This window comes from Neotamlana laminarinivorans (genome assembly GCF_020523925.1).
Taxonomy (GTDB): domain Bacteria; phylum Bacteroidota; class Bacteroidia; order Flavobacteriales; family Flavobacteriaceae; genus Neotamlana; species Neotamlana laminarinivorans.
In genome coordinates, this window is sequence record NZ_JAJAPW010000002.1 from 366,231 (window position 1) to 392,780 (window position 26,550).

Genomic DNA, 26,550 nt, shown 5'->3' on the forward strand with positions numbered 1-26,550 from the left:
GATTTTACGTATACTAAATACTGTTAATTAGATATTAATTATTTTTAATAACCCATAAATCAAAATAAATATTAAAAAAGTTATACCGCTATTAACAAGCTATAATAACCATCATTTATTTTTTAAAATTTTTAAAAGAAAAAGATATTATAATATATAATGTGGATAACTTAAAAATTAAATAATTTTACTTTAAATATTTACCAAACAATCTAAAACTTAACCTACAATGTTTAGAAAATTACTTTTATTACTTCTTGTTTTAATAATACAAAGAGTAAACTCGCAAACCTTTAACGACGGTGTTTTATTTTACACAGTTATAAATACAGAAAACAAATATGTTTCTGTTGAAAAACTAAGCGATTGTCCTGTTGGCAATTTAACTATTCCTGAAACGGCAACTTATTTAGATGTAAACTATACTGTTACTAGTATATCTGAAGATGCTTTTTCTAGTTGCGACCGCTTACTTAATGTAACTTTGCCTGAAACTATTACAGTTATTAACAATAATGCTTTTTATAATTGCCCCAGATTAGAAAGTATTAATATTCCTGAAAGCGTAAATGAAATTGGGGACGAAGTATTTTATTATTGTCAAGCTTTAACAAATATTACTATACCCGAAGGTGTTACAACTATTGGTAAATATACTTTTTTTTATTGTACCAATTTGGACACTATAAATTTACCTAGTACAATAAATACAATAAAAACAAATGCTTTTTCGTACTGCGAAGGTTTGGTAAATATTAATTTACCAGATGCACTCACAACCATTGAAAATTATGCTTTTTTTAAATGTGAAAGTTTAAGAAGTTTAACTATACCAGAAAATATAAACAGAATAGAATATTATACCTTTTCATTTTGTAGTTCATTAGTTTCAATAGAATTACCTAATAATTTAACTTTTATTGGTACTGCTGCGTTTAATTTCTGTTCAAGTCTAGAAAATTTAACTATTCCTGTTTCTGTTAACACTATACAAGATTATGCTTTTGGTTCTTGTACAGGTTTAAAAAACGTAACAGTAAATTGGTCTACACCTCTAGTTATAAATGATGTTTATGGTAATAGTAACATGTTTAATGGTGTAAACTTACCGGATGTAAATTTATACGTAATTCCAGATTATATTACCGATTATGAAATGGCTGATGTTTGGCAAGATTTTAATATTCAAGGTCAAACTTTATCAAATACTGAGATAATCAAACTAGACCAAAATGTTACTTTATATCCAAATCCGGTTTCTAATAATGTTTTATACATTAAATTATCTAATAACTTACAGCTTAATCAATTAAAACTATTTAATTTACAAGGACAAATAATAAAAAGTACCGAAAAAGCAATACTTAATACAAATAATTTAAAAAGTGGAATGTATTTGGTTGAAGTTAGCACTAATTCGGGTAAATTATTAAAAAAAATTATGGTATTGTAAATTTTAATAATTTATAAATCATTAAAGCTCAAGTATTAATTCTTGGGCTTTTTTTGTTTTAATTACTATTAAAACTATGTTTAATTTAATTGTTGTAGCTTTGTAATCTAGAAATAGCAATTACTTCACAATAAAAAGCTATTTAATAACTCAATTTCCTTTATCTTAGGAAATAAATAAGATTACAAATATTACATGAGCAGAAAAAGAAAAGGAAAATCCAAAAAAAAGGGGATTTCCAACCTTACAAATACAATTTTAAGCATATTAAAAAAAGATCGAAATCAAGCGTTTAATTATAAACAAATAGCTGCAAAACTAGGTGTTAACGATGCTAGTAGCCGTAACCAAATTATAAAAACTTTAGCCAAACTTGCTGGAAAACAAGAAATTGAAGAAGTAGATCGTGGTAAATTTAAAGCCGTTGTTAATACCGAATATTACACCGGTATTTTAGATTTATCTGCAAGAGGTTCTGGATATATTATTTGCGACGAGTTTGAAGAAGATATATACATAGCTTCAAACAATATTAATCGTGCGTTAAACGGAGACGAAGTAGAATTTTACTTATACAAACGCCGTAAACGTGGCAAAATGGAAGGTGAAATTACGCAAGTTTTAAAACGAGATAAAAGTGAGTATGTAGGTGTAATTCAATTACATAGTAATTATGCATTTGTAGTGCCAGATAGTACAAAAATGTATAAAGATATTTTTGTACCCATAAATAAAACTTTTAAAGCCGAAGATGGAGATAAAGTATTAGTAAAACTTGAAGATTGGCCAGAAAAAGCCGATTCTCCTTACGGAAAAGTAATAAAAGTTCTAGGTAAACCAGGAGAACACAATACAGAAATTCATGCTATTTTAGCCGATTATGGTTTACCAAGCGAATTTCCAGAAGCCGTTGAAGCTTATGCAAATGAGTTAGATACATCTATAACCGAAAACGAAATAGCTAAACGACGTGATATGCGTAAAGATTTAACCTTTACCATCGATCCTAAAGACGCAAAAGATTTTGATGATGCATTATCATTTAAAAAATTAGAAAATGGTTTATTCGAAGTTGGTATTCATATAGCAGATGTATCACATTATTTACAAGAAGGCACCGTTCTAGATGATGAAGCTTACGAGCGAGCCACATCGGTTTATTTAGTAGATAGAGTAGTGCCAATGCTACCCGAAGTACTATCTAACAATGCCTGTTCATTGCGTCCGCATGAAGAAAAATATACATTTTCGGCAGTATTTACTTTAAACGATAAAGCTGAAATAAAAGACCAATGGTTTGGTAGAACAGTAACTTATAGTGATGCTCGTTTTGCTTACGAAGAAGCTCAGGCAATAATTGAAAATAATTCCGGTGTCACGCTGGGTGCGATCGAAACGTCAAAAATCAATACCGAAATTCCAGAAGAAGTATCATTAACAGGAAAAGCATATAAAACAAAACCCGAAATTGCCGAAGCTGTTTTAGTATTAGATAAACTCGCTAAAAAAATGCGCGGTGAGCGTATGCGTTCTGGAGCTATTTCTTTCGATAAAGTTGAAGTAAAATTCAATTTAGATGAAAATAATGATCCGGTTGGTGTTTTCTTTAAAACCAGTAAAGATGCTAATAAATTAATTGAAGAATTTATGCTTCTTGCTAACCGAAAAGTATCGGAATTTATTGGTAAACAATCGCCTAAAAAAACCTTTGTTTACAGAGTTCATGACGAGCCAGACGAAAGTAAATTAGCTAGTTTACAAGGTGTTGTAAAACGTTTTGGTTATAAACTCGATTTTAAAGATAGAAAATCTACTTCAACTTCATTAAATAATTTACTTAAAGAAGTTAATGGTAAAAAAGAGCAAAATTTAGTCGATACTTTAGCCATACGAAGTATGAGTAAAGCCGAATATTCTACACACAATATTGGGCATTATGGTTTAGCATTCGATTATTACAGCCACTTTACATCGCCTATACGCCGTTATCCGGACGTTATGGCACACCGATTAATACAACACTATTTAGAGGGCGGAAAAAGCGCTAATGAAGATGTTTACGAAGAAAAATGTAAACACTCCAGCGATATGGAAAATTTAGCCACAAAAGCCGAACGCGATTCTATTAAATACATGCAAATTCGATTTATGGAAGATCATAAAGATGAAGAATTTATAGGTGTTATTTCTGGAGTAACAGATTGGGGTATTTATGTTGAAATTATTTCGAATAAATGTGAAGGTATGGTAAGTGTTCGTGATATGACAGATGATCATTATGCTTTCGATCAAGAACTTTACGCTATGGTTGGCAAAAGTAATAAAATTGTTTATCAACTTGGTGATGAAGTTGTTGTAAAAGTAAAAAATACCGATTTAGTTAAAAAACACTTAGATTTTACTTTAATAGGTAAAGCTGAGGAATAAGCTTAAAATATAGAGTATAATAAAGAAATAGCTTGTTTAAAATATTTTAAACAAGCTATTATTATTTTAATATTATGAATTTTTTAATAGTCTGTAACCGAGCTCCAGTTTTCACCAGATTTTATACGGTATAATTGCATTTCAGAAATTCCAAATTGTTTAGCAATCATTTTTAAACGTGTTCTGCGGTTAGGATCGTTTATTTTTCGTTTTATTAACCTAACTTTACTTTCGGTAAGCTTCGCATAAGTACGTTTTCTAGGTTTATTTTTATATTCTGGATTACTAAATTGATGAATTTCTTTTTCGCGTTTAGTAGCCCATTTTAAGTTTTCAACCCGGTTATCATTTTTATCGTAATTCAAATGAATTACATAAACGCCATCATTTTGTTCTAAAAAGTGTTGTGCAACAAGTTTGTGAATGTATCGGCTAGTAGATTTTCCATTTACCTTTTGTTTTACTGGTAAATTTCGGTAACCGTTTATATACGATTCTTTTACTAAAAATTCTTTTTCACCTTTACAATTAATAACTCTTCCGTAGTTCGAAATTTTAAATTTTTCGTTCTCGGCAATACCTTCATCAAATTTAATTTCTTTCCATTCTTCTTTCCAATAATCCCTTATCATAATTTTTTATTTTTATAGCAATAGCAAAAGTTACTCAAAAATATGATAAGGATAAAGGCTTTTTGTTAAAAACTAATGTTTTAAATTGTTTTGAAAGAAATAAAGTACTGGTTTTATTTGATTTTTCTTAAAATTAAGGGTTTACATTGCATTTTCGTTGTTTTGATCGGTAAAATACATCTATAGCAACAATTAAAATAATCATAATTATAGAAGCAAAATATGATCCCTCAAACCCAAAATTTCCACCGTTAAATGTATTGCTTTTTATAATTTTAAAGTTAATTATGGAGTAAAAATCTTGTCCGCTAACATTAAATCCAATTAATGATTGACATAAATTCCAACTTAAATGTAATGCAATAGCAAACCATAAGTTTTTGGTGTGTATGTAAACAATGCCTAATAATAATCCTGCTAAGAATATGTTTATAAATGAAATCAAATTTATGTTTGGATTGGCTGCATGCATTAATGAAAATAGAATTGATGATAATAATAAAGCTAAATATTTATTAACTGAGTACATAAAATTTTTTAAAACATAGCCTCTAACTAATATTTCTTCAGAAAAAGCTACAGCTGTAAATAAAATTACAGAGTAAATAATTTTTTTTGTATTTACATTTATAAAGGTTAATTCAATTTCATTTAAACCAATAAGTGTATAATAGGCAAGTATCATAATTACTGTGCCTAAAATTAGGCCTGAAACTATGTGTAATATTTTTTTATTTAAGCTTAAGCCTATATCAATATATTTTTCTTTATCTAAGTATTTAACAAATAACCATGTAATTACAATGGTTGCTATTAGGCTAAATATTTGAATAACTGTTTCTTGATATTCAGATCTGTTATTCACGTTATTCAGTAAATCTGATAAACTCACTCCAGATACTATAATGCCAATAAATTGAAATATTGTAGAGACAACTAGGAACGGAATTATAATTAATAACGCACGAACCCAACCCATTTTTTTGTCATTCATAATTTGTAAGATTTTATCCAAATAAACAAAAAAAGAGCCTTTTAAATTGTTTAAAAGGCTCTTTTTTTAATATTAATTTAGGTTTATATTTTAAAATCTTCAGGCGTTAAACCGTTATTAAATTTAATGTTGCTCCAGGTTACGTTAATCCAAGGATCTTGAGTTACTGTAGCGTTCCAGTCAGATTTTTTATAATGCCTTTTAGTTGGTATTAACAAGTCTTCAATTTTTTCATATTCCATGGTCATTAAAAATGGAGTTTCCATAACTCCAAAATCTGCTACTGTAAATAAAAATTGATCCGCTAGTTTAGTTTCTTTATTAATGTATAATTGATAAATATCTGTAGGTTTATCGTTTATAGATTCAAATGAAACTTTTACAATGTCATAGTTTTTACCATTAACATCCTTTTCACCTATGTATTCATAAATTAATCCCGGATCTAATAATTTTTGATACATAGCAAACCAGTAAAAGTTAGTTGGTCTGTTAAAAGCAACACGTTTAATTGCTGTTTCATTTTCTATGTACTTACCATCATGTTTAAGTAAATATTGTTCTCCGTTATAACTTTGCTCAAAAGGTCCGTTTAAGTCTGGTAAGGTGCGTTCATGTTTCGTATATTTTCCATAAGATAATTCACCATCAAATAAATACTTTTCGGTAGAAATATCAGATTTTCCGTCAGGAGTTTGGTAAGTGTAAGTATAAATTACATCATGTTTTTTACGTAATTGGTTGTAGTTACCCACCACTTGTACCATGTTATAAACTAATTCATGACCTTTATTTTTAAAAGTAGGAGTAGCAGTTTTTTCAGTAGGTTGTTCTTTATTAATTTGAACGTCTTTTTTTGGTGTATTGTTGCACGATACAATCAATACAGAAGATAGAATAAGTGTGTAAAAGTAATTTTTCATTATCTTATATAATTATATTTTCGATAAATTTATAACTAAATAAACGGTTAGATACAATTAAGGTGTAACTTTAACAATCTTTTAAATACTAACACGTTAAAAATTTTAATAAATATGATTTTAACTACTACAAATACTATTGAAGGCTATAAAATTTCAGATTATTTAGGTATTGTAACAGGTGTTTCTACACTTTTAAAAACAAATTTTTCGTTTAGTACGCAAAAAAATCTAAATTCATTTTCAGAGCTTATAGATAAGGCTAAAGAAGAAGCTTTTCAAAAACTTAAAACAAATGCTAGCCAATTAAAAGCTAATGCTGTAGTAGGCATTAGTATTGATTTTGAAAATGAAAGTGGCGCATATTTTTTTGTGTCTGTAACAGGTACAGCCGTAAAAGTTGCTTAAATTATTAATGTTTTGCTAAAGTTTTAATAGCATGGAACAATTCTTGATAGTTTTACGTAAATTATTAAAAGTAGAATTTAAAATTTTTAAAATTTAAAATGAAAACCTTAGTAAAAACCTTAGTATTATTTATAACAGCTAGTTTATTTTCTCAAAACAGTATTGAAAAAACTGTTGGTGAATTTAAAGAATTAAAAGTATACGATTTAATAAATGTCGAGTTAATTCCTGCTAAAGAAGATAAAGTTGAAATTTCTGGAGATAATAAAGATGATGTTATAATTGTGAATAAAAATGGCACTTTAAAAATAAAAATGAGTCTAGGAGAATCTTTTGATGGTAACAAGACAAAAGTGAAACTATTTTACACTAAAATTGATATTATTGATGTTAACGAAGGTGCTAAAGTAACAGCTAAAGACCCTATTAAACAATTTGAAATAGATTTAAAAGCTCAAGAAGGTGGTATTATAAATGTTCCTGTAGATGTATCTTTTACCAATGTAAAAGCTGTAACGGGAGGAATTGTTCAAGCTTCTGGTACATCTAAAACTCAAAATATATCTTTATATACAGGTGGCGAATATCAAGGAAAGGATTTAGAAACTGAAAGAACAGATGTATCAATAAAAGCGGCTGGAGATGCTTATGTAAAAGCATCGAATTTAGTTGATGCTAAAGTAAGAGCAGGAGGTACCGTTCATGTTTATGGTAACCCAAAAGAAGTTGTAGAGAGTACAACTTTTGGTGGAAGTATTAAACGAATAAATTAAATTTTTTTACTTAGCAAGCACTATACAAAGTAATTGTTAGTTGTTATTTTTACTATATTTAGCTATACAACAAACTAAACATACATTGTGAAGCTAATAAAAAGCATAACAGTATTTACTCTTATAGTAATTACTTTAAAATTTCATGCTCAAGAACGACCGCCAATTCAAATATTTTCTCCTACAGATTATGGTGCAGAAAATCAAAACTGGTCTATAGATCAAGCTGCAAATAAAACCATATATGTAGCTAATAATACTGGTTTATTAGAATTTAACGGTGCTAAATGGACGGTATATCCATCACCTAACAAAACCATAATTCGTTCTGTTGCTGTAATTAGCAATAGAATTTATACAGGTAGCTTTAGGGAATTTGGGTATTGGGAAAAAGATGCTTATGGTAAATTAAATTACACATCTCTATCAGAGCAATTACAAATTCCTTTTTTTGAAGATGAAGAATTATGGAATATTATAGGTATAGGCGATTCTATTTTATTTCAATCACTTAACAGAATATACATTTATAATGCGTTAAACAAATCTGTACGATTTATTAGCACTACAAATGCAATTACCAAAATATTTAAAATTGATAACAGTATTTATTTTCAAGAAATTAATAGTGGGTTATTCGAGATTTTAAATGGTAAGGCTAATTTAGTTTCAAATAATAAAATCTTTAAAAATAATACACTTGTTAATATTTTTAAGGTAAATAAAAAATTAGTGTATTTAACCGAAGATAATGGTTTTTACTTCAAAAAAGATAATAAATACATTGCATGGAATATACCAATACTTGATAAATTAAAAGATATTAGAATTTATAGTGCCAAACAATTACACGATGGTAGTTTTGTTTTAGGAAGCATATCAAACGGTATATTTATACTATCTGCAAATGGTAACATTCTTCACGAAATAAATCAAAATACAGGTATAAGTAACAATACAATTCTATCGGTTTTTGAAGATGTAAATCATAATATTTGGTTAGGACTTGAAAACGGTATTAACTGTATAAATGTAACCTCACCATTTAGTATATATAATGATTTAAAAGGTAAAATAGGAGCTATAAATACATCAATTTTATATAATAACAACTTATATATTGGTACAAATCAGGGTTTATTTTTTAAACCCTACAATTCGCAGCAAGATTTTCAATTTATAAAAGGAACCCAAGGAGCTGTTTGGAGTTTAAGTATTATAAATAATGAATTGTTTTGTGGCCATAACTCAGGTACTTTTTTAATAAATAAAGACAAGGCCAGTTTAATAGCAAATATTCAAGGAACCTGGAGTATAAAACCAATTAATAATGAACTTTTGCTTCAAGGCAATTATACGGGTTTATATGTTTTACATAAGGTTAATAATATTTGGAAAATAAAAAACAAAATAAAAAATTTCGATATTTCAAGCCGTTACTTCGAAATATTAAATAAAAATGAAGTTTATGTAAGTCACGAATATAAAGGAGTTTTCAAAATAATTTTAAATGAAAATTTTACTGAAGCTATTAAAATTTTAAAAGAAAAATCTGTTACCAAAGGTTTAAAAACTAGTTTAGTAAAATATAAAAATCAATTGTTTTATGGGCATATAAACGGAGTTTTTAAATACAATAATACCAACAAATTATTTGAAAAAGACAGTATTTATAGTAAGTTAATAGACGCTAATAATTTTACATCTGGAAAACTTATTTCAGATGAAGTAAATAATAAGCTTTGGGCGGTATCAAAAAATGGTCTTAATTATATAGAAACACAAAAACTAACCAATACACCAAAATTTAAAGTATTATCTATACCTAGTTATGTTAGAAGTGATGTTTCTGGATATGAAAATATAAGCTATTTAAAAGATGAAACTTACTTATATGGAAATTCTACAGGTTATATAGTTTTTAATTTAAATAAAGTAAATCCAAAGCCGTTTAAAATTTATTTAAACAAAGTAATAAATAGCGATTTTAAAAAGCCAAACGATTCCTTGTTAGTAGTAAATAAAACAGAAAAAGGATTATTTAAATATACTAATAATAATATAGAGTTTAATTTTAGCGTACCACAATACCAAAAATATGTAGTTCCAGAATATCAATATAAACTTGAAGGTATTTATAATAATTGGAGCCAATGGCAAAACAAACCAAATGAATTTTTTGAGAATTTACCCTTTGGTAACTATACATTTAAAGTACGTGCTAAAATAGGTAATACAATATCCGAAAATACAGAAACATATGCGTTTACTATTAAAAGACCCTGGTATATTTCCAACACCATGTTGGCTTGTTATGTTGCTGTTATTGTGTTGTTTTCTTGGTTTATGCACAAGCAATACCAACGAAGTTTTAAAAAGCAACAAAAAAAATTAATACTAAAAAAACAGCGTCAATTAGAACTTAAAGAATTAGAAAATAAAGAAGAACTAACCAGACTAAATAACGAAAAACTACGTTTAGATATTGAGAATAAAAACCGAGAATTAGGTATTTCTACAATGAGCCTAATTAAGAAAAATCAGTTTTTAAATAATCTTAAAAAAGAACTTCAAAACTTAAACGATATAAAATCGATAAAAAAAGTTATAAATATTATAGACAAAAATATTAATAACTCAGACGATTGGCATGTGTTCGAAGAAGCATTTAATAATGCTGATAAAGACTTTCTTAAAAAAGTAAAACAATTACATCCAGAACTTACATCAAACGACTTACGTTTGTGCACCTATTTACGTTTAAATTTATCTTCAAAAGAAATAGCACCGCTTTTAAATATTTCATCAAGAAGTGTTGAGGTAAAACGTTACAGACTTAGAAAAAAAATGAATTTAAAGCATGAAGCTAGCTTAACAGATTATATTTTACAAATATAAAAGCTATACAATGCTATTTTTTACCTATACAATACCACAACATTAAGTAAAATTACAATTTTTATTCTCTTAAGTAAACTGCCTAAATTCCTTTATTCACAAGTTATTTTTACGTTTTTATAAAAAATATATGTTTTATTTTATGATGTATGTTTTTTGTTTAGGTTAAAATTATGAATTCAATAATTTGTTTTCATAATTTTAACCTAAACTAAAACTAAATTTTATGAGACACACGCTAATTAAATGTTTAGCCTTATTCTTATGTGTACTATCCTATGCTCAAACTACCAATTTGAGTGGTATAGTTCAAGATGAAACTGGTTTACCCATTCCAGGTGCCAATATCATTATTAAAGGAACTAATAATGGAACTACCACAGATTTTGATGGTAATTTTACACTTAAGGCTGAAATTGGAGCAACTATTTCTATAAGTTACATAGGTTATGTAACTAAACAAATAGTTATTACAGAAAGTAAAAACCTAACCATTACATTAGAAGAAGATGTATCGCAACTTGATGAAGTTGTTGTTGTTGGTTATGGTACACAAAAAGTTACAAAAGTTTCTGGTGCAATTTCTACAGTTAAATCAGAATCTATAGATCAATTAAAACCGGTTCGTGTAGAAGAGGCTTTACAAGGTACCGCTTCTGGTGTTTCGGTTATTCAAGGAGGTTCTCCTGGAAGTTCACCAACAGTATTAGTTCGTGGTATCCCTTCGTTTTCTGGTACAGATCCTGTTGTTATTATAGATGGTGTTCCACAAACACTTGCCGATTTAAACTCTATTAACTCAACAGATATTTTATCACTTAACGTGTTAAAAGATGCTGCCTCTACAGCCATTTATGGTGTAAAAGGTGGTAATGGTGTTATTGTAGTAACCACAAAATCTGGACGAAATAGCGAAAAAGTTGAAATTAGTTTAAACACTTATACAGGCGTACAATCTGTATTTAAAAAATTAGGTGTATTAAATGCTACAGAATATGCTGCCATTATTAATGAAGGTAGTTTGGTCTCTGGTGGCGATTTAATTTTTAACGATATTTCTAGTTTAGGTGAAGGTACTAATTGGCAAGATGAAATTTTTAAAGATGCTTTAGTAACATCGCATACTATTTCTGCTAGAGGTGGTTCAGAAAAACTAGGGTATTTCTTATCATCAGGTTATTTAAGTCAAGGAGGTATTGTAGGCGGATCGGATAAATCTAATTTTAATCGATTTAATTTTACTGCAAATTTAAACCTACAATTAACCGATAAAATAAAGTTTATTTTAAACAGTAGTTATGCCAATATAAAAAGCCAAACTGTGGCTGAAAACTCGTTTAATTCTATATTAGGAAGTGCAATAAATTTCGATCCAACGGTTTCAGTCTATAATAATGATCCTAATGATTTTGCAACCTATGGCTATAGTAATTTATTGTTATCAGAAATATTTAATCCTGTACAACAATTAGATAATACCTACAACGAAAGTAATGGCGATAAACTTTACGGTAAGTTTGAAATACAATATGATGTATTAGATAATTTAAAACTTACGTCGCGTTTTGGTTACACAAAATGGGATGAGGTAGGCAAAAGTTTTAACCCGTTAATGTACTACGGTCCAAATAATGTATCAAGTCAATATACATCTGACGGAGAAGTTAAAGATGGTGAACACAACAGTGTAACAGAATACACAAATTCAACTTTTAGTTATACGTTTGAAGCCTTTGCATCTTATAATCTAAATATTAATGAAATTCATAATTTCGATGTTGTATTAGGTACAGCAAGAAGTAAATCTACAGGATATGGTTTTGGTGCAACACGACAAGATGTAAGAGATAATGCCTGGGAATGGGCAGATATTTCTGCTGCTACAGGAGTTAATACAGACGAGAATACAGATGCTTACACAGGTTATAGTTACCAAAATTTAGAACGTAGAAATATGTCTTTCTTTGGAAGATTAAACTACGATTATCAAGATAAATACTTAGCCTCATTCTCTGCACGTCGCGATGGTTCAATTGCTTTTGGAGACGATAATAAATGGGCTAATTTTTACGCAGGCTCTTTAGGTTGGGTAGTTTCAAACGAAGATTTTTTTAATTCAGAAATTATCGATTATTTAAAAATACGAGGAAGTTACGGTACTTCTGGTAACGAAAATGTAGATCCTCAATACGTAAGTATTACTATTGGTGGGCCAAGTTATAATGCAACAGCAAATAGTAATGGTTATACTTTTGGTAGTACTTTTGTCTCTGGAGCAACCGTAGATTCGTTTAGCAACCCAACTTTAGCATGGGAAGTACAAACTCAATACAACTTTGGGTTTGATGCTAAATTATTTAATAATACCGTTTCAATTAATGCTGATTATTTTAACAAATCTGTTGATGGTTTATTATTTACAGATGCAACACCGCTTTATGCCGGAACTTCTTTACCAGTAGATTCTAACATTGGTAGTACAGAAAGTAAAGGTTTCGATATTACTTTGGGCTACAATAACAATTTTTCAGATAACTTTAGCTTTAATACCAGTTTTACCTTTACAACATCAAAAAACCTTGTAACTTCTACAAATAGCGATGGAACAGCTTTTGTAACTGGTGGTTCTTATTTTAATGGGCAAAGTCAAGATGTAACGCGTTTCGAGCAAGGGTTTTCACCAGGATATTTTTATGGTTATGTAACCGATGGTTTATTTCAAAATCAAGCTGAAATAGATGTTCATGCTACTCAAACAGGAGCAAACCCAGGCGATATTCGTTTTGTTGATGTTAATGGCGATGGAACTATTACTGATTTAGATAGAACTAAAATTGGAGATCCATTTCCAGATTTTACATTAGGTTGGAATTTAGGAATGAACTATAAAAATTTCGACTTTACAGCATTTACATACGCCTCTGTAGGCAACGACATTTTTAGGGCTTACGAGCGTAACGCACAATACACGAATAAATTTAGAACCATTTTAAATCGATGGACAGGAGAAGGCTCTACAAACAATCCTAACACACCACGTTATACATTCGAAGATTCTAACAGTAATATTCGTGCTTCAGATAGATATGTTGAAGATGGCTCTTTTGTAAAAATTAAAAGTGTCATTTTAGGTTATACATTACCACAAGATTCTAATAACTTTTTTAGTAAAGTTCGCATTTATACACAGGCTAAAAACCTTTTCACATTCACAGAGTATTCTGGTTTAGACCCTGAAATATCAGGTGGAATTTTAGATACTGGAGTAGATCGTGGTGCTTACCCACAAGCAAGAACTTTTTTAATTGGCTTAGACCTTAAATTTTAACACCAAAAAAAATTATTAGCATGAAAAATATTAAATACATAGGATTAATTCTCATACTAACAAGCTTTGTTGGTTGTTCAGAAGTAATAGAATTCGATCCACATGATGAGTATGCTGTTACCGAAGCAGATTACTTGCAAACACAAGAAGATTATGAAACTATGGCGGTAAGTTGTTACACGCCAATGCAATGGCTAAATCAATTATATGTAATTGCCGATATAGCTTCAGACAATGCTGTAGCTGGAGGAGAAAATGCTTCAGATGTTATTTCATTACAACATTTAGATGATTTGTCTCAATTAGTACCAAACAATAGTACGTTAAGCGATTTATACCTTTCGGCTTACGAAGGCATTAACCGTACCAATTATTTGCTAAGCTATAAAGACCAAAATTTACAAGGAGAAACCATTACTTGGAGTTCAAAAGAAGCTATGTATGGCGAAGTTTACTTTTTACGAGCATACTACTATTTTGCTTTAGTAAAAATGTTTGGCAACACTGTTTTATTTACCGATAAGAAACTAGGAGTTTCAGATTTTGGAACCTTACAGCGTTCGCCAAAAGAAGAAGTTTATACACAAATTGAAACGGATTTGTTAGACGCTATAAGTGCATTACCAACAACTCAAGATCAAGAAGGTAGAATAACCAAATATGCTGCTCAAGCATTGTTGGGAAAAGTCTATATATATCAAGAAAAATTTGATGAGGCTATTCCTGTTTTAAACGAAGTTGTTAACGGTCCGTTTACTTTAGTTGACACTTTCGATGATATCTTTTTGTTAGAAGGAGAAAATGGCTTAGAATCAGTTTTAGAAGTACAATATTCTAACGGTCAACCTTACTACAACTGGGGAGGTCAAACTCGTGGACAAGGAAATTATGCAGTGCAACAATGTGGTATTAGAAGTTTAAGTGCAGAAAGTAGCGAAATGCCTTATAATTCTGGTTGGAGTACAAATTTACCAACCCAAGATTTAGCTTTAGCTTATGAAGATGGAGACCAAAGAAAAGATGCAACTTGTTTTGACATTGAAGCTTATATAGCAGCTAATCCAACTTGGGGCATTACTTATCAAGAAGCGCCATATAATAATACAGGTTTATACAACAAAAAATATTTACCTAGAGCAGGACAAACTAGCGGACAAGTAGAATTAAACTACGAAAATAACCACAGAATTATTCGTTATGCCGAAGTTTTACTTTTAGCTGCCGAAGCTAATTTAAGAGGTTCGGGTAGCGCTACAGATGCTCAAACTTATTTAGACATGGTTAGAGATAGAGCTTTTGGTGATACTAACCATCGAGTTACTGCAACTGTAGATGTCATCTGGAACGAAAGACGATTAGAACTTGCAATGGAAGGCGATCGTTTTTTCGATTTGGTTAGAACCGGTCAAGCAGCTGGTGTTATAGATAATTTCGTTACAGGAAAACACGAAGTATTTCCAATACCTCAAGACGAAATAGATATTTCTGGAATCGAACAAAATCCAGGTTATTAATTAAACAATATACTATGAAAACATTTAAATATATATTAAATATCGGTTTGCTTTTTGCTCTGATATTTGCATGTACTAACGAAGAGTTTGGTAGTACAGATTTTGCAAATTCTGCTAAAGCACCAGAAAATGTAGCTGCACAATTTACAGTTACTCAAGACAACACAGGTTTGGTAACCATAACACCAACAGCTATTGGTGCATCATGGTTTGATGTAGATTTTGGAGATAATTCAGGTACCGAATCTGTAAATAATGGAGAAAACACAACACACACTTATGCCGAAGGAACTTACACAGTTTCACTAACAGCATATAATACAACAGGGTTAAAAACAACTTCAACACATCAATTAGAGGTATCATTTAACGCACCAGAAAACTTAGAAGTTATAATTGAAAACGATGCAGCAACTTCAAAATTAGTAAATGTAACAGCTACAGCCGACTATGCTGTAAGTTATGATGTTTACTTCGGTGAAGTAGATGATGAAACTCCTATAACCGTAAACATTGGCGAATCTACTTCTTATCAATATCAAGATGCAGGAACTTATACTATTACAGTTGTTGCAATGGGTGCTGCTATTGAAACAACAACATATACAGAAGAGTTTGTAGTTACAGCTATTTTACAACCTTTAGCTAGTGCCCCAACACCTCCAAGTAGAAATACAGAAGATGTTATATCAATTTTTAGCGATGCTTACACAAATGTAGCTGATACAGATTATTTTCCAGATTGGGGACAAGCAGGACAAGGTAGTTCTTGGTCAAGCTTTGATTTAAATGGAGACAATATGCTTCAATACATTAATTTAAGTTATCAAGGTATTCAGTTTGGTTCTTCACAAAATGTTTCAAACATGGAATATTTACATTTAGATGTATGGACTACAGATGTAAACCAATTAGAAACATCATTAATAAATATTCCTGCCGATGGTTCTGGTTCTACTGAAGCACCTATTATAAGCGATTTAGTAGCAAACGAATGGGTGAGTATAGATATTCCAATTTCAGATTATACAGATCAAGGTTTAACAGTAAGTGAAATTTTACAACTAAAGTTTGTGGGTATAGATTGGGCAGCAGGTACAGTGTTCATAGATAATATATACTTTTATAAATCACCATCAATAGCATCAACAGGAATTATTGGTACATGGAGACTAGCAAGTGAAGCAGGAGCTTTAGGTGTTGGTCCTAGTTCTGGTGATATTTCATGGTGGAATTGTGATGATGCTTGTGTAACTAGTAGAGCATGCTATTACGATGATGAATATATTTTTAATGCAGATGGTTCTTTTCAAAATATATTAGGTTCAGAAACTTGGGTTGAAGCTTGGCAAGGTGGAAGTGATGCTTGCGGAACACCTGTTTACCCTCACGATGGCTCTAATGCTGCCACTTATACTTACGATTCAGCAAGCGGAACAGTAACTTTAAACGGACTAGGTGCTTTTTTAGGGTTACCAAAAGCATATAATTCTGGAGAAATTTCAAACCCTGCCGATGCACCTTCAACAGTAACTTACAATGTTACTTTAGCTAATAATGATACTGAAATGTATGTAGAAATTGAATCAGGATCTGGTGTTTTTTGGCAATATAAATTTGTAAAAGATAGCGCTACAGTTTCGCCTTTAGCTGGAACATGGCAAATAGCAAATGAAGCAGGAGCTTTAGGTGTAGGACCTGCAGTTGGAGATATAACATGGTGGAATTGTGATGATGCTTGTGTAACAAGCAGATCATGTTATTATGATGATACCTATGTGTTTGGTACAGATGGATCTTTCCAAAATGTATTAGGTTCAGAAACTTGGGTTGAAGCTTGGCAAGGCGGAAGTGATGCTTGCGGAACGCCTGTTTATCCTCATGATGGTACAAATGCAGCAACTTACACATATGATTCAGTAAATGGTACACTTACTCTAGATGGATTAGGAGCTTATATTGGTTTAGCTAAAGCTTATAATTCAGGAGAAATAGCTAACCCTGCAGATACACCATCTTCAGTTATTTATAATATTTCTTTCATAGATTCTAGTACAATAAACGTATATATCGAGTCTGGTTCAGGAGTATTTTGGCAATATAAGCTTGTAAAAATTTAAAAATATAGAGTATGAAAAATTTAAAATATATAATAGGAATTTTGCTTCTAGCATTAATTTCTTTTAGCTGTGAGGAAGAAAATTACGAATTGGGCGACATTGTTGCTCCATCAAATATTGAAGTCAGTTATACCATACAAGGTCAAGATACTAGCGATCCAGAATTAGAATATGGCGATGGCACAGGTTATGTAGATTTTGTTGTTACTGCAGATAATGCTATAAGTTATAAAATTAATTATGGAGATGGTACGTCGGAGGTTGTTCCAACAGGAGAAGTTACCAAGCGCTATAGTTTACCAGATGCTAATACATATACCGTAATTGTTACCGCTATAGGTGTTACAGGTACATCCTCTACAATGAGCTTAGATATTACTGTATATAGTTCATTCTCAGATGTTGAGGTTGTGGAGTTTTTAGCAGGAGATAATGCAGGCGATTCAAAAACGTGGTATTGGGCAGCTAATCAAGCTGCTCATATTGGCCTAGGTCCAGTTGAAGATGATTATGGAAATGGTGAATTTGCTTGGCCTGCTTGGTGGAATGCTATTGGTCCTTGGGATGAAGAAAAATATTGTATGTATACAAATGAGTTTGTATTTACTAGGCTTGATGAAGATGGAACTATGACTTTTGAACAATCTGTAGGTCCTGCATTTGTACCCGGTACTTACGCAGCTAAAATAGGAATTGATGGCGATGTTTGTCATGATGAAACTGTTGTTACATCCATGTTTGGAGTTAAAAATGTGAGTTTTGCACCTTCTTCGTCTAAAGCTGCTCTTGAAGGTTCTTATAATGACGAACCTTATCGAGGAACAGAATTTACAATTGCCGATGATGGATTCATGGGATGGTATGTAGGAGCTAGTTCTTATGATATTATTTCAGTTACAGATGAAGAATTAATTGTAAGAATTATTGAAAATGGCAACGATTATACTTGGTATCAGGTATTTACATCTACAAAACCCGTTGAAGGTGTTATTGATGCCGATTATGAGTTTGAAACTTTGGTATGGTCTGACGAATTTGATACCGATGGGGCTCCTAATCCTGATAACTGGACTTACGATCTAGGTGATGGTGGTTGGGGTAATGGCGAATCCCAAACGTATACTTCAGATGCAGATAATGTAATTGTAGATGGTGGATACCTTAAAATTACAGCCAAATCAGATGGAAATGGTGGTTATACTTCTGCCAGATTAAAATCTCAAGGGTTACAGTCGTTTGGGTATGCTCGTGTAGAGGTAAGTGCAAAATTACCTAGTGCTCAAGGTACTTGGCCAGCTATTTGGATGTTAGGCGATAGTTTTTCTACAGTAGGTTGGCCACATTGTGGAGAAATGGACATTATGGAGCAAACAGGAGCCGATAAAGATCGTGTTTTAGGTACTGTGCATTGGTTTGATGATGGAACAAATGCTAATGCGAGTTATGGAGAATCAACTGATATAACTAATGCATCTTCAGAATTTCATTTGTATACCATTGAGTATACGGAAAGTGCAATTAAAATTTATCTCGATGATGTACAGTATTACGAGCTTACCAATAACTCAAGTTTACCTTTTAACGATCCATTTTTCATCATATTAAATATAGCAATGGGAGGTACTTTAGGAGGAACTATTGATTCTGGTTTTACTGAAGATACTATGGAAATTGATTATGTAAGAGTTTACCAATAAGATATGAAGCAGTTAAAAATATACGCTCTAGTTGTTTTATTTACAACTTTAAGTTGTGGTAAAAATAATGATGATAAAAAGGTTGAAAATAGTTCGGTTTCTTCAAGTTTAGATAGTAAAGTTGACTCGTTACTTTCTAAAATGACTTTAGAGGAAAAAATTGGGCAAATGAACCAGTACAATGGGTTTTGGGATGTTACTGGACCAACACCAGAGAATGGAGACGCGGCTAAAAAATACGAGCATTTACGCAAAGGTTATGTAGGTTCTATGCTTAATGTAACAGGAGTTGAAAATGTTCGTGCTGTACAAAAAATAGCCGTAGAAGAAACCCGATTAGGCATTCCGCTTATCATTGGTTTCGATGTTATTCATGGGTTTAAAACTTTAAGTCCAATTCCGTTGGCAGAATCTGCTAGTTGGGATTTGGAGGCCATCAAAAAATCGGCTGAAGTTGCAGCACTTGAAGCTTCTGCGGCAGGTATAAACTGGACTTTTGCTCCAATGGTCGATATTTCTCGCGATGCGCGTTGGGGTCGTGTTATGGAAGGCGCTGGTGAAGATCCGTTTTTAGGTTCTAAAATTGGAGTAGCCAGAATTGAAGGGTTTCAAGGTGTAGATTTAGGTTTAGAGCATACCATAGCCGCCTGTGCAAAACATTGGGCAGGTTATGGTTTTGCCGAGGCTGGTAGAGATTACAATACAGTTGATGTTGGTACATCTACTTTAAACAATATAATTTTTCCACCATTTGAAGCTGCTGTAAATGCGAATGTAAGAACCTTTATGAATTCTTTTAACGAGCTTAATGGCATTCCGGCAACAGGAAATAGTTATTTACAACGTGATATTTTAAAAGGAAAATGGAATTTTGATGGTTTTGTTATTTCCGATTGGGGCTCTATGATAGAAATGGTAAATCATGGTTTTGCAAAAGATAAAAAACAGGCTGCTGAATTATCTGCTATTGCAGGATCAGATATGGATATGGAATCGTATGCTTATGTTTCAGAATTAGCAAATTTGGTTAACGAGGGTAAAGTTTCAGAAGATTTAATAAATGATGCGGTTAAACGCATTTTACGTGTAAAATTCGAGTTAGGTTTATTTGACGATCCTTATAAATACTGCAATTTAGAGCGTGAAAAAGAAGTAACTGGAAGCCAAAAAATACACGATGCTGTTCTAGATATCGCTAAAAAATCTGTAGTGCTTTTAAAAAATGAAAATAATATACTTCCATTAAAAAAAGAAGGTCAAAATATAGCTATAATAGGGGCTTTAGCTAACGATAAAACAAGTCCGTTAGGAAGCTGGAGAATAGGAGCAGAGGATGGTACAGCGGTATCTTTTTTAGAAGGCATGAAACACTATCCAAATAATAAAATTAGTTACGCAAAAGGTGCTAATATAATTACAGGAGACGCTTCTTTTCCTTTTGAATTAAACATTAATACAACCGATAAAAGTGAGTTTGGTAAAGCAGTTTCAACGGCTAAAAATGCAGATGTGGTTGTTATGGTTTTGGGAGAACACGCTTTTCAAAGTGGTGAGGCTCGAAGCAGATCAGAATTAGGTTTACCAGGTGTTCAACAAGAATTGTTAGAAGCTGTTTATGCAGTAAATAAAAACATCGTTTTGGTGTTAAACAATGGTCGTCCGCTAACTATTCCGTGGGCAGATGCTCACATTCCAGCTATTGTTGAAGCATGGCATTTAGGAACGCAAAGTGGAAATGCTGTTGCTCAAGTTTTGTATGGCGATTATAACCCAAGCGGTAAATTACCAATGACGTTTCCAAGAAGCGTAGGGCAAGTGCCTATATATTACAACTATAAAAATACTGGAAGGCCAACAGCAAACGAACCAAATAGTGTGTTTTGGTCGCATTACACCGACGTGAGTAATACACCGCTGTATCCGTTTGGTCATGGTTTAAGTTATACAACGTTTCAATATGCTAACTTAAATGTAACTGTTAAAAGTGGAAATGAAGTTGAGGTATCTTTCAATTTAAAAAACACAGGAAGTATAAAAGGTAAGGAAGTAGCTCAGGTTTACATTCGCGATTTATTTGCAAGTGTAACTCGTCCTGTAAAAGAATTAAAAGGTTTTGAGTTAGTTGAACTAGAGCCTGGTGAAACGAAGCAAATTACTGTAACATTAACCGAAAAAGAACTAGGTTTTTATAATAATTCTGGTGATTATGTTGTAGAACCTGGAGATTTTACAGTGTTTGTTGGTGGTAGTTCTAACACGGCTTTAGAAAGCAATTTTACATTATAAAAGATGAAACCAAGTTTAGTTATTGTTCTTTTCCTAAGTATTTTTTCTTGTAAAGGTCAGGATACAGAATTACTATGGGAAGAAAATTTTGATGGAAACACTTTAAATGAATCCGTTTGGAATTTCGAGCTAGGTTATGGGTGTCCAAACTTATGTGGTTGGGGAAACAACGAGCTTCAAGAGTATACAAAAACCAATCATAAGGTCGCAAATGGTTTACTTACTATTACTGCAAAACATGAAGATTCGGTGTATTCTTCAACAAGAATAACAACCAAAAATAAATTTCAATTTAAATATGGAAAAATTGAAGCTAGAGCTAAATTACCTGTTGGTAAAGGCTTGTGGCCAGCTTTTTGGATGTTAGGTAGTAATATTGATAAGGTAGGCTGGCCAAAATGTGGTGAAATAGACATTTTGGAATATGTGGGTAAGGAACCGCATAAAATTTTTAATTCGTTGCACACGCAAAATAGCCATGGTAATACCATCAATACAAAAAAGACAAAAATTGATAAAATAGAGGAAGGTTTCCACATTTACACAGCCAATTGGACCGAAACTAAAATTGAGTTTTTTGTAGACAATGAGTTGTTATACACCTTTGCAACAGATGAATTAGAGAATGATAATATTTGGCCTTTTAATCAATCGTTTTACGTTATTCTAAACTTGGCAATTGGCGGTAATTTTGGTGGTCCAGAGGTTGATGATTCTATTTTTCCGCAAGAATTTGTAATAGATTATATTAAAGTTTACAAGCATAAAAATTAAATAGTATCTGATTAATAGCACTTAAAACGTTTAGTTTTTAGTTTGTTTGTAGTTTGTAAAACGAGGGTTAATTACCCTCGTTTTTATTTTTGTACAAAATCGTGTATCTTAAATAGTTTTATAGTTTAAAAAATTGCTTTATTTTGTATTTAAACCACCACAGCATTTATGTTTGATGATATTTTAGCGGCAATTCCTTTTGGTATTATTTTATCCTTTACAATAGGGCCTGTATTTTTTGTTTTACTTGAAACTAGTGCAACTAAAGGCATAAAAAGTGCATTAATATTTGATTCTGGAGTTATTCTTGCCGATATACTTTTTATTATAGTTGCTTTTTTTAGTACCAATAAACTTTTAGATAAAATTAAAGACGATCCTAATTTTTTAATTTTTGGAGGTGTTTTACTTACAGCTTATGGTGTTATTACATTTATAAAAACTTCAAAATCGTTTAGGGAAATTGTTAGAGAATATCATAAAGTAGAGATTAAAAAGGGCTACGGAAAGCTATTTTTAAAAGGTTTCCTACTCAATTTTATAAATATTGGGGTGTTATTAGGTTGGGTTGCTTTTATTGTATTAGCAAACAGCTTAACAAGCTCTAAAAATGGAGTAATTGTTTTTTTATCAACTATTTTAATAGTGTATTTATTGGTAGATATTATTAAAATAATTATTGCAAAAAAATTGAAGAATAAGTTAACGCCGCGCGCTATTTTTAAAACCAAAAAAATTATTGCTTTAGTTATTTTAGGTTTTGGTATTTTATTATTGGTTCAAGGGTTTTTTCCTAAGGAAAAGGAATTAATAAAAGAAAAGTTTGAACAAATTAACCCTATTAGCTGATAGCGTAAAGTTGGTTTTACAAAGAGAAAACCCTTTCGAATTTTCTCTTGTAAACCAGTATTTTAGTAATTATTTTTTGTCTCCGAAATAAGACACACCATCACCAGTTAAGAAATCTTCTCTAACTGGGCTAAAAGTATCAATTAAAATTCCAGCTTCTAAACAAACAGCGCTGTGTAATAAGTTTGGCTCGATGTAAACACCATCACCAGCTTCAACAATTTGTTTTACGCCATCAATTTCAAACTCAAATTTTCCGGCAGCACAATATGTAGCTTGTGTATGAAAATGTTTATGAGGAGAACCTAAAGCTCCTTTTTCAAATTTTACTTGTACCATCATTATTTGGTTATCGTAACCTAAGAATTTTCTAGATACACCTCCACCAAGGTCTTCCCAATCCATATCTTTAGTAATGATGTACTTGTCGCTAAATCTTTGCATGTTATTATATTTTTAGTTATTCCTTGTGCAAGATAATTTATTTCTACGGAAGTTAAAATGACAAAAGTTAGATTTTTAAATTCTACAGTGTTTAAAAAGTTTTTATACAAAAAAAGCCTCCAGAAATACTGAAAGCTTTTTGTTTTGAGGCGTCTAGCGGATTCGAACCGCTGTACAAGGTTTTGCAGACCTCTACCTAGCCACTCGGTCAAGACGCCGTAATTGGAGTGCAAATGTAAAAAAAAATAAGACTAATTTATACGTAAGTTTTATTTTTTCCTTTTATCTGTCATTTTTATGGTCACTTTAGCCACATCGCCACCAATTGGTGGATTAATTTTGCTTACCCAAACAGTTGCTTTTTTAACTAATTTGTCTTCGTTAAAAATACGATCTAAAATGCGTCTTGCCACCGTTTCAAGTAAATGTGAAGGTTTTGCCATTTCTTCTTTTATAATACGGTTTAAAAAAACATAATCTACCGTATCGCTTAATTGGTCGGTTTTTGCCGAAGGTTGTAAATTAGCTTCAACCTCTAAATCTACGCGGTAATCGCTGCCAATTTTAGTTTCTTCTTTTAAACACCCATGATAGGCAAACACACGAATGTTTTCAACTTTTATAATTCCCATATTGCAAAAATAATACTTTTTCATTCCTGCGAAGGCAGGAATCTCTAGTTTGTAAAAAAGTCGAAAATATTACCTAGTGCACTGGTTTTCGATTTATAAAACTCCGTATACGTGCATTTTTTACAAGTAACCGATGAGAATTTTTTGTTTTGTACATCAAAAATTTTAGCAAATGCCCCACCAGTAGTACGCATTTCGTCAATTTCATAAGAGGTATTTCCACATTTAGGACAACTATAATTCATTTTAAAAAAGTTTTAATTAATATTTACATAGTATTAGTATAATCTTTCTCTGTTTTGTTACGAATTTCATTAATTTTACGCTTTATATTAAGTACAGTTTATATATGTCTGAAGAAACAAAATCGCTCAACTTTATAGAGCATATTATTGAAGAAGATTTAGCAAACGGATTAGCTAAAGATAAACTACGTTTTCGTTTTCCGCCAGAGCCAAATGGCTATTTACACATTGGGCACACTAAAGCTATTGGTATTAGTTTTGGTTTAGGATTAAAGTATAATGCCCCTGTAAATTTAAGGTTCGACGATACAAACCCAGCAAAAGAAGAACAGGAATATGTTGATGCTATTAAAAAAGATGTAGCTTGGTTGGGTTACCAATGGGAAAACGAATTATACTCTTCAGATTATTTCCAGCAGTTGTACGATTGGGCAGTTCTATTAATAAAAGATGGTAAAGCTTATGTTGATTCGCAATCTAGTGAAGCTATGGCAGAACAAAAAGGCACACCTACCCAACCAGGAGTAGATGGTCCTTACAGAAATAGAACTGTTGAAGAAAATTTAGACCTTTTTACACGCATGAAAAATGGCGAGTTTGAAGAAGGCGAACATATTTTACGTGCTAAAATTAACATGCAACATACCAATATGTTAATGCGCGACCCTATTATGTATCGTGTAATTAAAAAAGATCATCATAGAACAGGAAGCGATTGGTGTATTTACCCAATGTACGATTGGACGCATGGCGAAAGTGATTATATCGAGCAAATTTCGCACAGTTTATGTTCGCTAGAATTTAAACCACACCGAGAACTTTACGATTGGTTTAAAGACCAAGTTTATCCATACTCGAAAGCAGAATACCCCATGTTGCCTAAGCAACGCGAATTTGCACGTTTAAACTTAAGTTACACCATAATGAGTAAACGTAAGTTGCTTAAGTTGGTAGAAGATAAAGTGGTTTCTGGTTGGGACGACCCACGAATGCCAACCATTTCTGGGTTGCGTCGTCGTGGTTATACACCATCATCGTTACGAAAATTTGTAGATACGGTTGGTGTAGCTAAACGCGAAAATGTAATTGATGTAGCACTTTTAGAGTTTTGTATTCGTGAAGATTTAAACAAAATTGCACCACGAGTTATGTCGGTTTTAAATCCGTTAAAAGTAGTTATTACGAATTATCCCGATGGAAAAGAAGAATGGTTAGATGCTGAAAATAATCCGGAAGACGAAAGTGCAGGTTCTAGAAAAGTACCTTTTTCAAAAGAAATTTATATAGAGCAAACCGATTTTAAAGAAGAAGCAAGTAGTAAATATTTCAGATTAAAATTAGGTGGCGAAGTTAGATTGAAGAATGCCTATATTATAAAAGCAGAAAACGTTGTAAAAGATGCAAACGGTAACATTACCGAAGTGCATTGTACTTATGATACCGATACTTCTAAAAAAGTAAAAGGAACGTTGCATTGGGTATCTATAAAACACGCAATAAAAGCAGAAGTTAGAGAATACGATCGTTTGTTTATGGATGAAGCTCCAGATAGCCACGACGGAAAAGATTTTATGGAGTTTTTAAATCCGAATTCTTTAAAAGTAATTGAAGCATTTGTAGAGCCAAGTTTAGCCGATGCCAAAGTAGGCGAGCAGTTTCAGTTTCAACGTTTAGGTTATTTTAATGTAGACGACGATTCTAAACCAAACGCTTTAGTTTTTAATAAAACTGTTGGTTTGCGCGATAGTTGGGCAAAACAAACACCAAAACAAAACACCGAGCAAAAACCACAACAAAATAAGCCACAACAGCAACGTAAGGCGATAAATGTGGTACAACAATTGGGTAAAAAATACACCAATTATCCGCCAGAAAAACAAGAAAAAGTTAAAGCTGAAATTTTAGAATTAGCAAAAGACGTTAGCTACGACGAGTTAGAACCGCTATTTAACACCGCAGTTAAAAAAGTAGGAACGCGTATTGCAGCGATGTTAGTTTTGCAAGTAAAATTAAATGAAGGCCAAGAAAAAAACGAAGCAATTAATAGTTTTATTGAAAAAGCTTTAGATGATAAAAATGAATTATTGGTTGCCGAAGCTCAAGTACTTTCTTAAATAAAGACATGTAATTATTTCATATAAATAAAGACTGAG

19 protein-coding genes and 1 tRNA gene are annotated in these 26,550 nt (G+C 31.5%); 13 read left to right on the plus strand and 7 right to left on the minus strand.

Features of this window, described 5'->3' with window-relative positions; genetic code table 11:
• Positions 1-229: 229 nt before the first annotated feature.
• Together LG649_RS05390 and LG649_RS05395 are read left to right on the plus strand one after the other, a co-directional pair.
• Positions 230-1,453, plus strand: coding sequence for a leucine-rich repeat protein (locus tag LG649_RS05390; RefSeq protein WP_226541939.1), 1,224 nt, complete (start codon positions 230-232; stop codon positions 1,451-1,453).
• 195 nt (positions 1,454-1,648) lie between these two features.
• Positions 1,649-3,880, plus strand: coding sequence for a ribonuclease R family protein (locus tag LG649_RS05395; protein ID WP_226541941.1), 2,232 nt, complete (start codon positions 1,649-1,651; stop codon positions 3,878-3,880).
• Positions 3,881-3,963: 83 nt separating this feature from the next.
• On the opposite strand, the gene LG649_RS05400 is transcribed toward LG649_RS05395, so the two are convergent.
• From LG649_RS05400 to LG649_RS05410, 3 genes are all read right to left on the minus strand, one after another.
• Positions 3,964-4,512, minus strand: a complete 549-nt coding sequence (locus tag LG649_RS05400; protein ID WP_226541943.1) for an NUMOD4 domain-containing protein — start codon at positions 4,510-4,512, stop codon at positions 3,964-3,966.
• Between the two features lie 133 nt (positions 4,513-4,645).
• A complete protein-coding gene (locus LG649_RS05405; RefSeq protein WP_226541945.1) occupies positions 4,646-5,506 on the minus strand; it encodes a CPBP family intramembrane glutamic endopeptidase in 861 nt (286 codons plus the stop codon).
• 83 nt (positions 5,507-5,589) lie between these two features.
• A complete protein-coding gene (locus LG649_RS05410; RefSeq protein WP_226541947.1) occupies positions 5,590-6,429 on the minus strand; it encodes a DUF6503 family protein in 840 nt (279 codons plus the stop codon).
• A gap of 114 nt (positions 6,430-6,543) precedes the next feature.
• On the opposite strand from LG649_RS05410, the gene LG649_RS05415 reads away from it, so the two are divergent.
• From LG649_RS05415 to LG649_RS05460, 10 genes are all read left to right on the plus strand, one after another.
• Complete coding sequence (locus LG649_RS05415) at positions 6,544-6,837, plus strand: YbjQ family protein (protein ID WP_226541949.1); 294 nt, start codon at positions 6,544-6,546, stop codon at positions 6,835-6,837.
• 98 nt (positions 6,838-6,935) lie between these two features.
• Entirely contained in the window at positions 6,936-7,610 is a 675-nt protein-coding gene (locus LG649_RS05420; RefSeq protein WP_226541951.1) for a head GIN domain-containing protein, read from the plus strand.
• Positions 7,611-7,697: 87 nt separating this feature from the next.
• Entirely contained in the window at positions 7,698-10,508 is a 2,811-nt protein-coding gene (locus tag LG649_RS16385; RefSeq protein ID WP_226541952.1) for a helix-turn-helix and ligand-binding sensor domain-containing protein, read from the plus strand.
• Between the two features lie 226 nt (positions 10,509-10,734).
• Positions 10,735-13,836, plus strand: a complete 3,102-nt coding sequence (locus LG649_RS05430) for a SusC/RagA family TonB-linked outer membrane protein (protein ID WP_226541954.1) — start codon at positions 10,735-10,737, stop codon at positions 13,834-13,836.
• 20 nt (positions 13,837-13,856) lie between these two features.
• Positions 13,857-15,350 (plus strand): RagB/SusD family nutrient uptake outer membrane protein, encoded by a 1,494-nt coding sequence (locus LG649_RS05435; RefSeq protein WP_226541956.1) that lies wholly within the window; start codon positions 13,857-13,859, stop codon positions 15,348-15,350.
• A 14-nt stretch (positions 15,351-15,364) separates the two neighbouring features.
• Complete coding sequence (locus tag LG649_RS05440; protein ID WP_226541957.1) at positions 15,365-17,470, plus strand: PKD domain-containing protein; 2,106 nt, start codon at positions 15,365-15,367, stop codon at positions 17,468-17,470.
• Positions 17,471-17,481: 11 nt separating this feature from the next.
• Positions 17,482-19,167, plus strand: coding sequence for a family 16 glycosylhydrolase (locus tag LG649_RS05445; protein WP_226541959.1), 1,686 nt, complete (start codon positions 17,482-17,484; stop codon positions 19,165-19,167).
• A 3-nt stretch (positions 19,168-19,170) separates the two neighbouring features.
• Positions 19,171-21,453 carry a beta-glucosidase BglX gene (bglX, locus tag LG649_RS05450; protein WP_226541961.1) on the plus strand — a complete coding sequence of 761 codons (2,283 nt, stop codon included), beginning with the start codon at positions 19,171-19,173 and terminating at the stop codon, positions 21,451-21,453.
• Between the two features lie 3 nt (positions 21,454-21,456).
• Complete coding sequence (locus tag LG649_RS05455; protein WP_226541970.1) at positions 21,457-22,227, plus strand: glycoside hydrolase family 16 protein; 771 nt, start codon at positions 21,457-21,459, stop codon at positions 22,225-22,227.
• 168 nt (positions 22,228-22,395) lie between these two features.
• On the plus strand, positions 22,396-23,076 hold the full coding sequence (locus LG649_RS05460; protein ID WP_226541972.1) for a LysE family translocator: 681 nt from the start codon (positions 22,396-22,398) through the stop codon (positions 23,074-23,076).
• A 69-nt stretch (positions 23,077-23,145) separates the two neighbouring features.
• Here the strand turns inward: LG649_RS05460 and LG649_RS05465 are convergent, their stop codons facing one another.
• The 4 genes from LG649_RS05465 to LG649_RS05480 all read right to left on the minus strand — a co-directional run bounded on the left by LG649_RS05465 (position 23,146) and on the right by LG649_RS05480 (position 24,397).
• Positions 23,146-23,520 (minus strand): cupin domain-containing protein, encoded by a 375-nt coding sequence (locus tag LG649_RS05465; RefSeq protein ID WP_226541974.1) that lies wholly within the window; start codon positions 23,518-23,520, stop codon positions 23,146-23,148.
• A 147-nt stretch (positions 23,521-23,667) separates the two neighbouring features.
• A tRNA-Cys gene (locus LG649_RS05470) sits at positions 23,668-23,738 on the minus strand.
• A gap of 51 nt (positions 23,739-23,789) precedes the next feature.
• Positions 23,790-24,152 carry a dihydroneopterin aldolase gene (gene folB / locus LG649_RS05475; protein WP_226541975.1) on the minus strand — a complete coding sequence of 121 codons (363 nt, stop codon included), beginning with the start codon at positions 24,150-24,152 and terminating at the stop codon, positions 23,790-23,792.
• A gap of 44 nt (positions 24,153-24,196) precedes the next feature.
• Positions 24,197-24,397 (minus strand): zinc ribbon domain-containing protein, encoded by a 201-nt coding sequence (locus LG649_RS05480; protein ID WP_226541977.1) that lies wholly within the window; start codon positions 24,395-24,397, stop codon positions 24,197-24,199.
• A 104-nt stretch (positions 24,398-24,501) separates the two neighbouring features.
• On the opposite strand from LG649_RS05480, the gene LG649_RS05485 reads away from it, so the two are divergent.
• Entirely contained in the window at positions 24,502-26,511 is a 2,010-nt protein-coding gene (locus tag LG649_RS05485; protein WP_226541979.1) for a glutamine--tRNA ligase/YqeY domain fusion protein, read from the plus strand.
• Positions 26,512-26,550 lie beyond the last annotated feature (39 nt).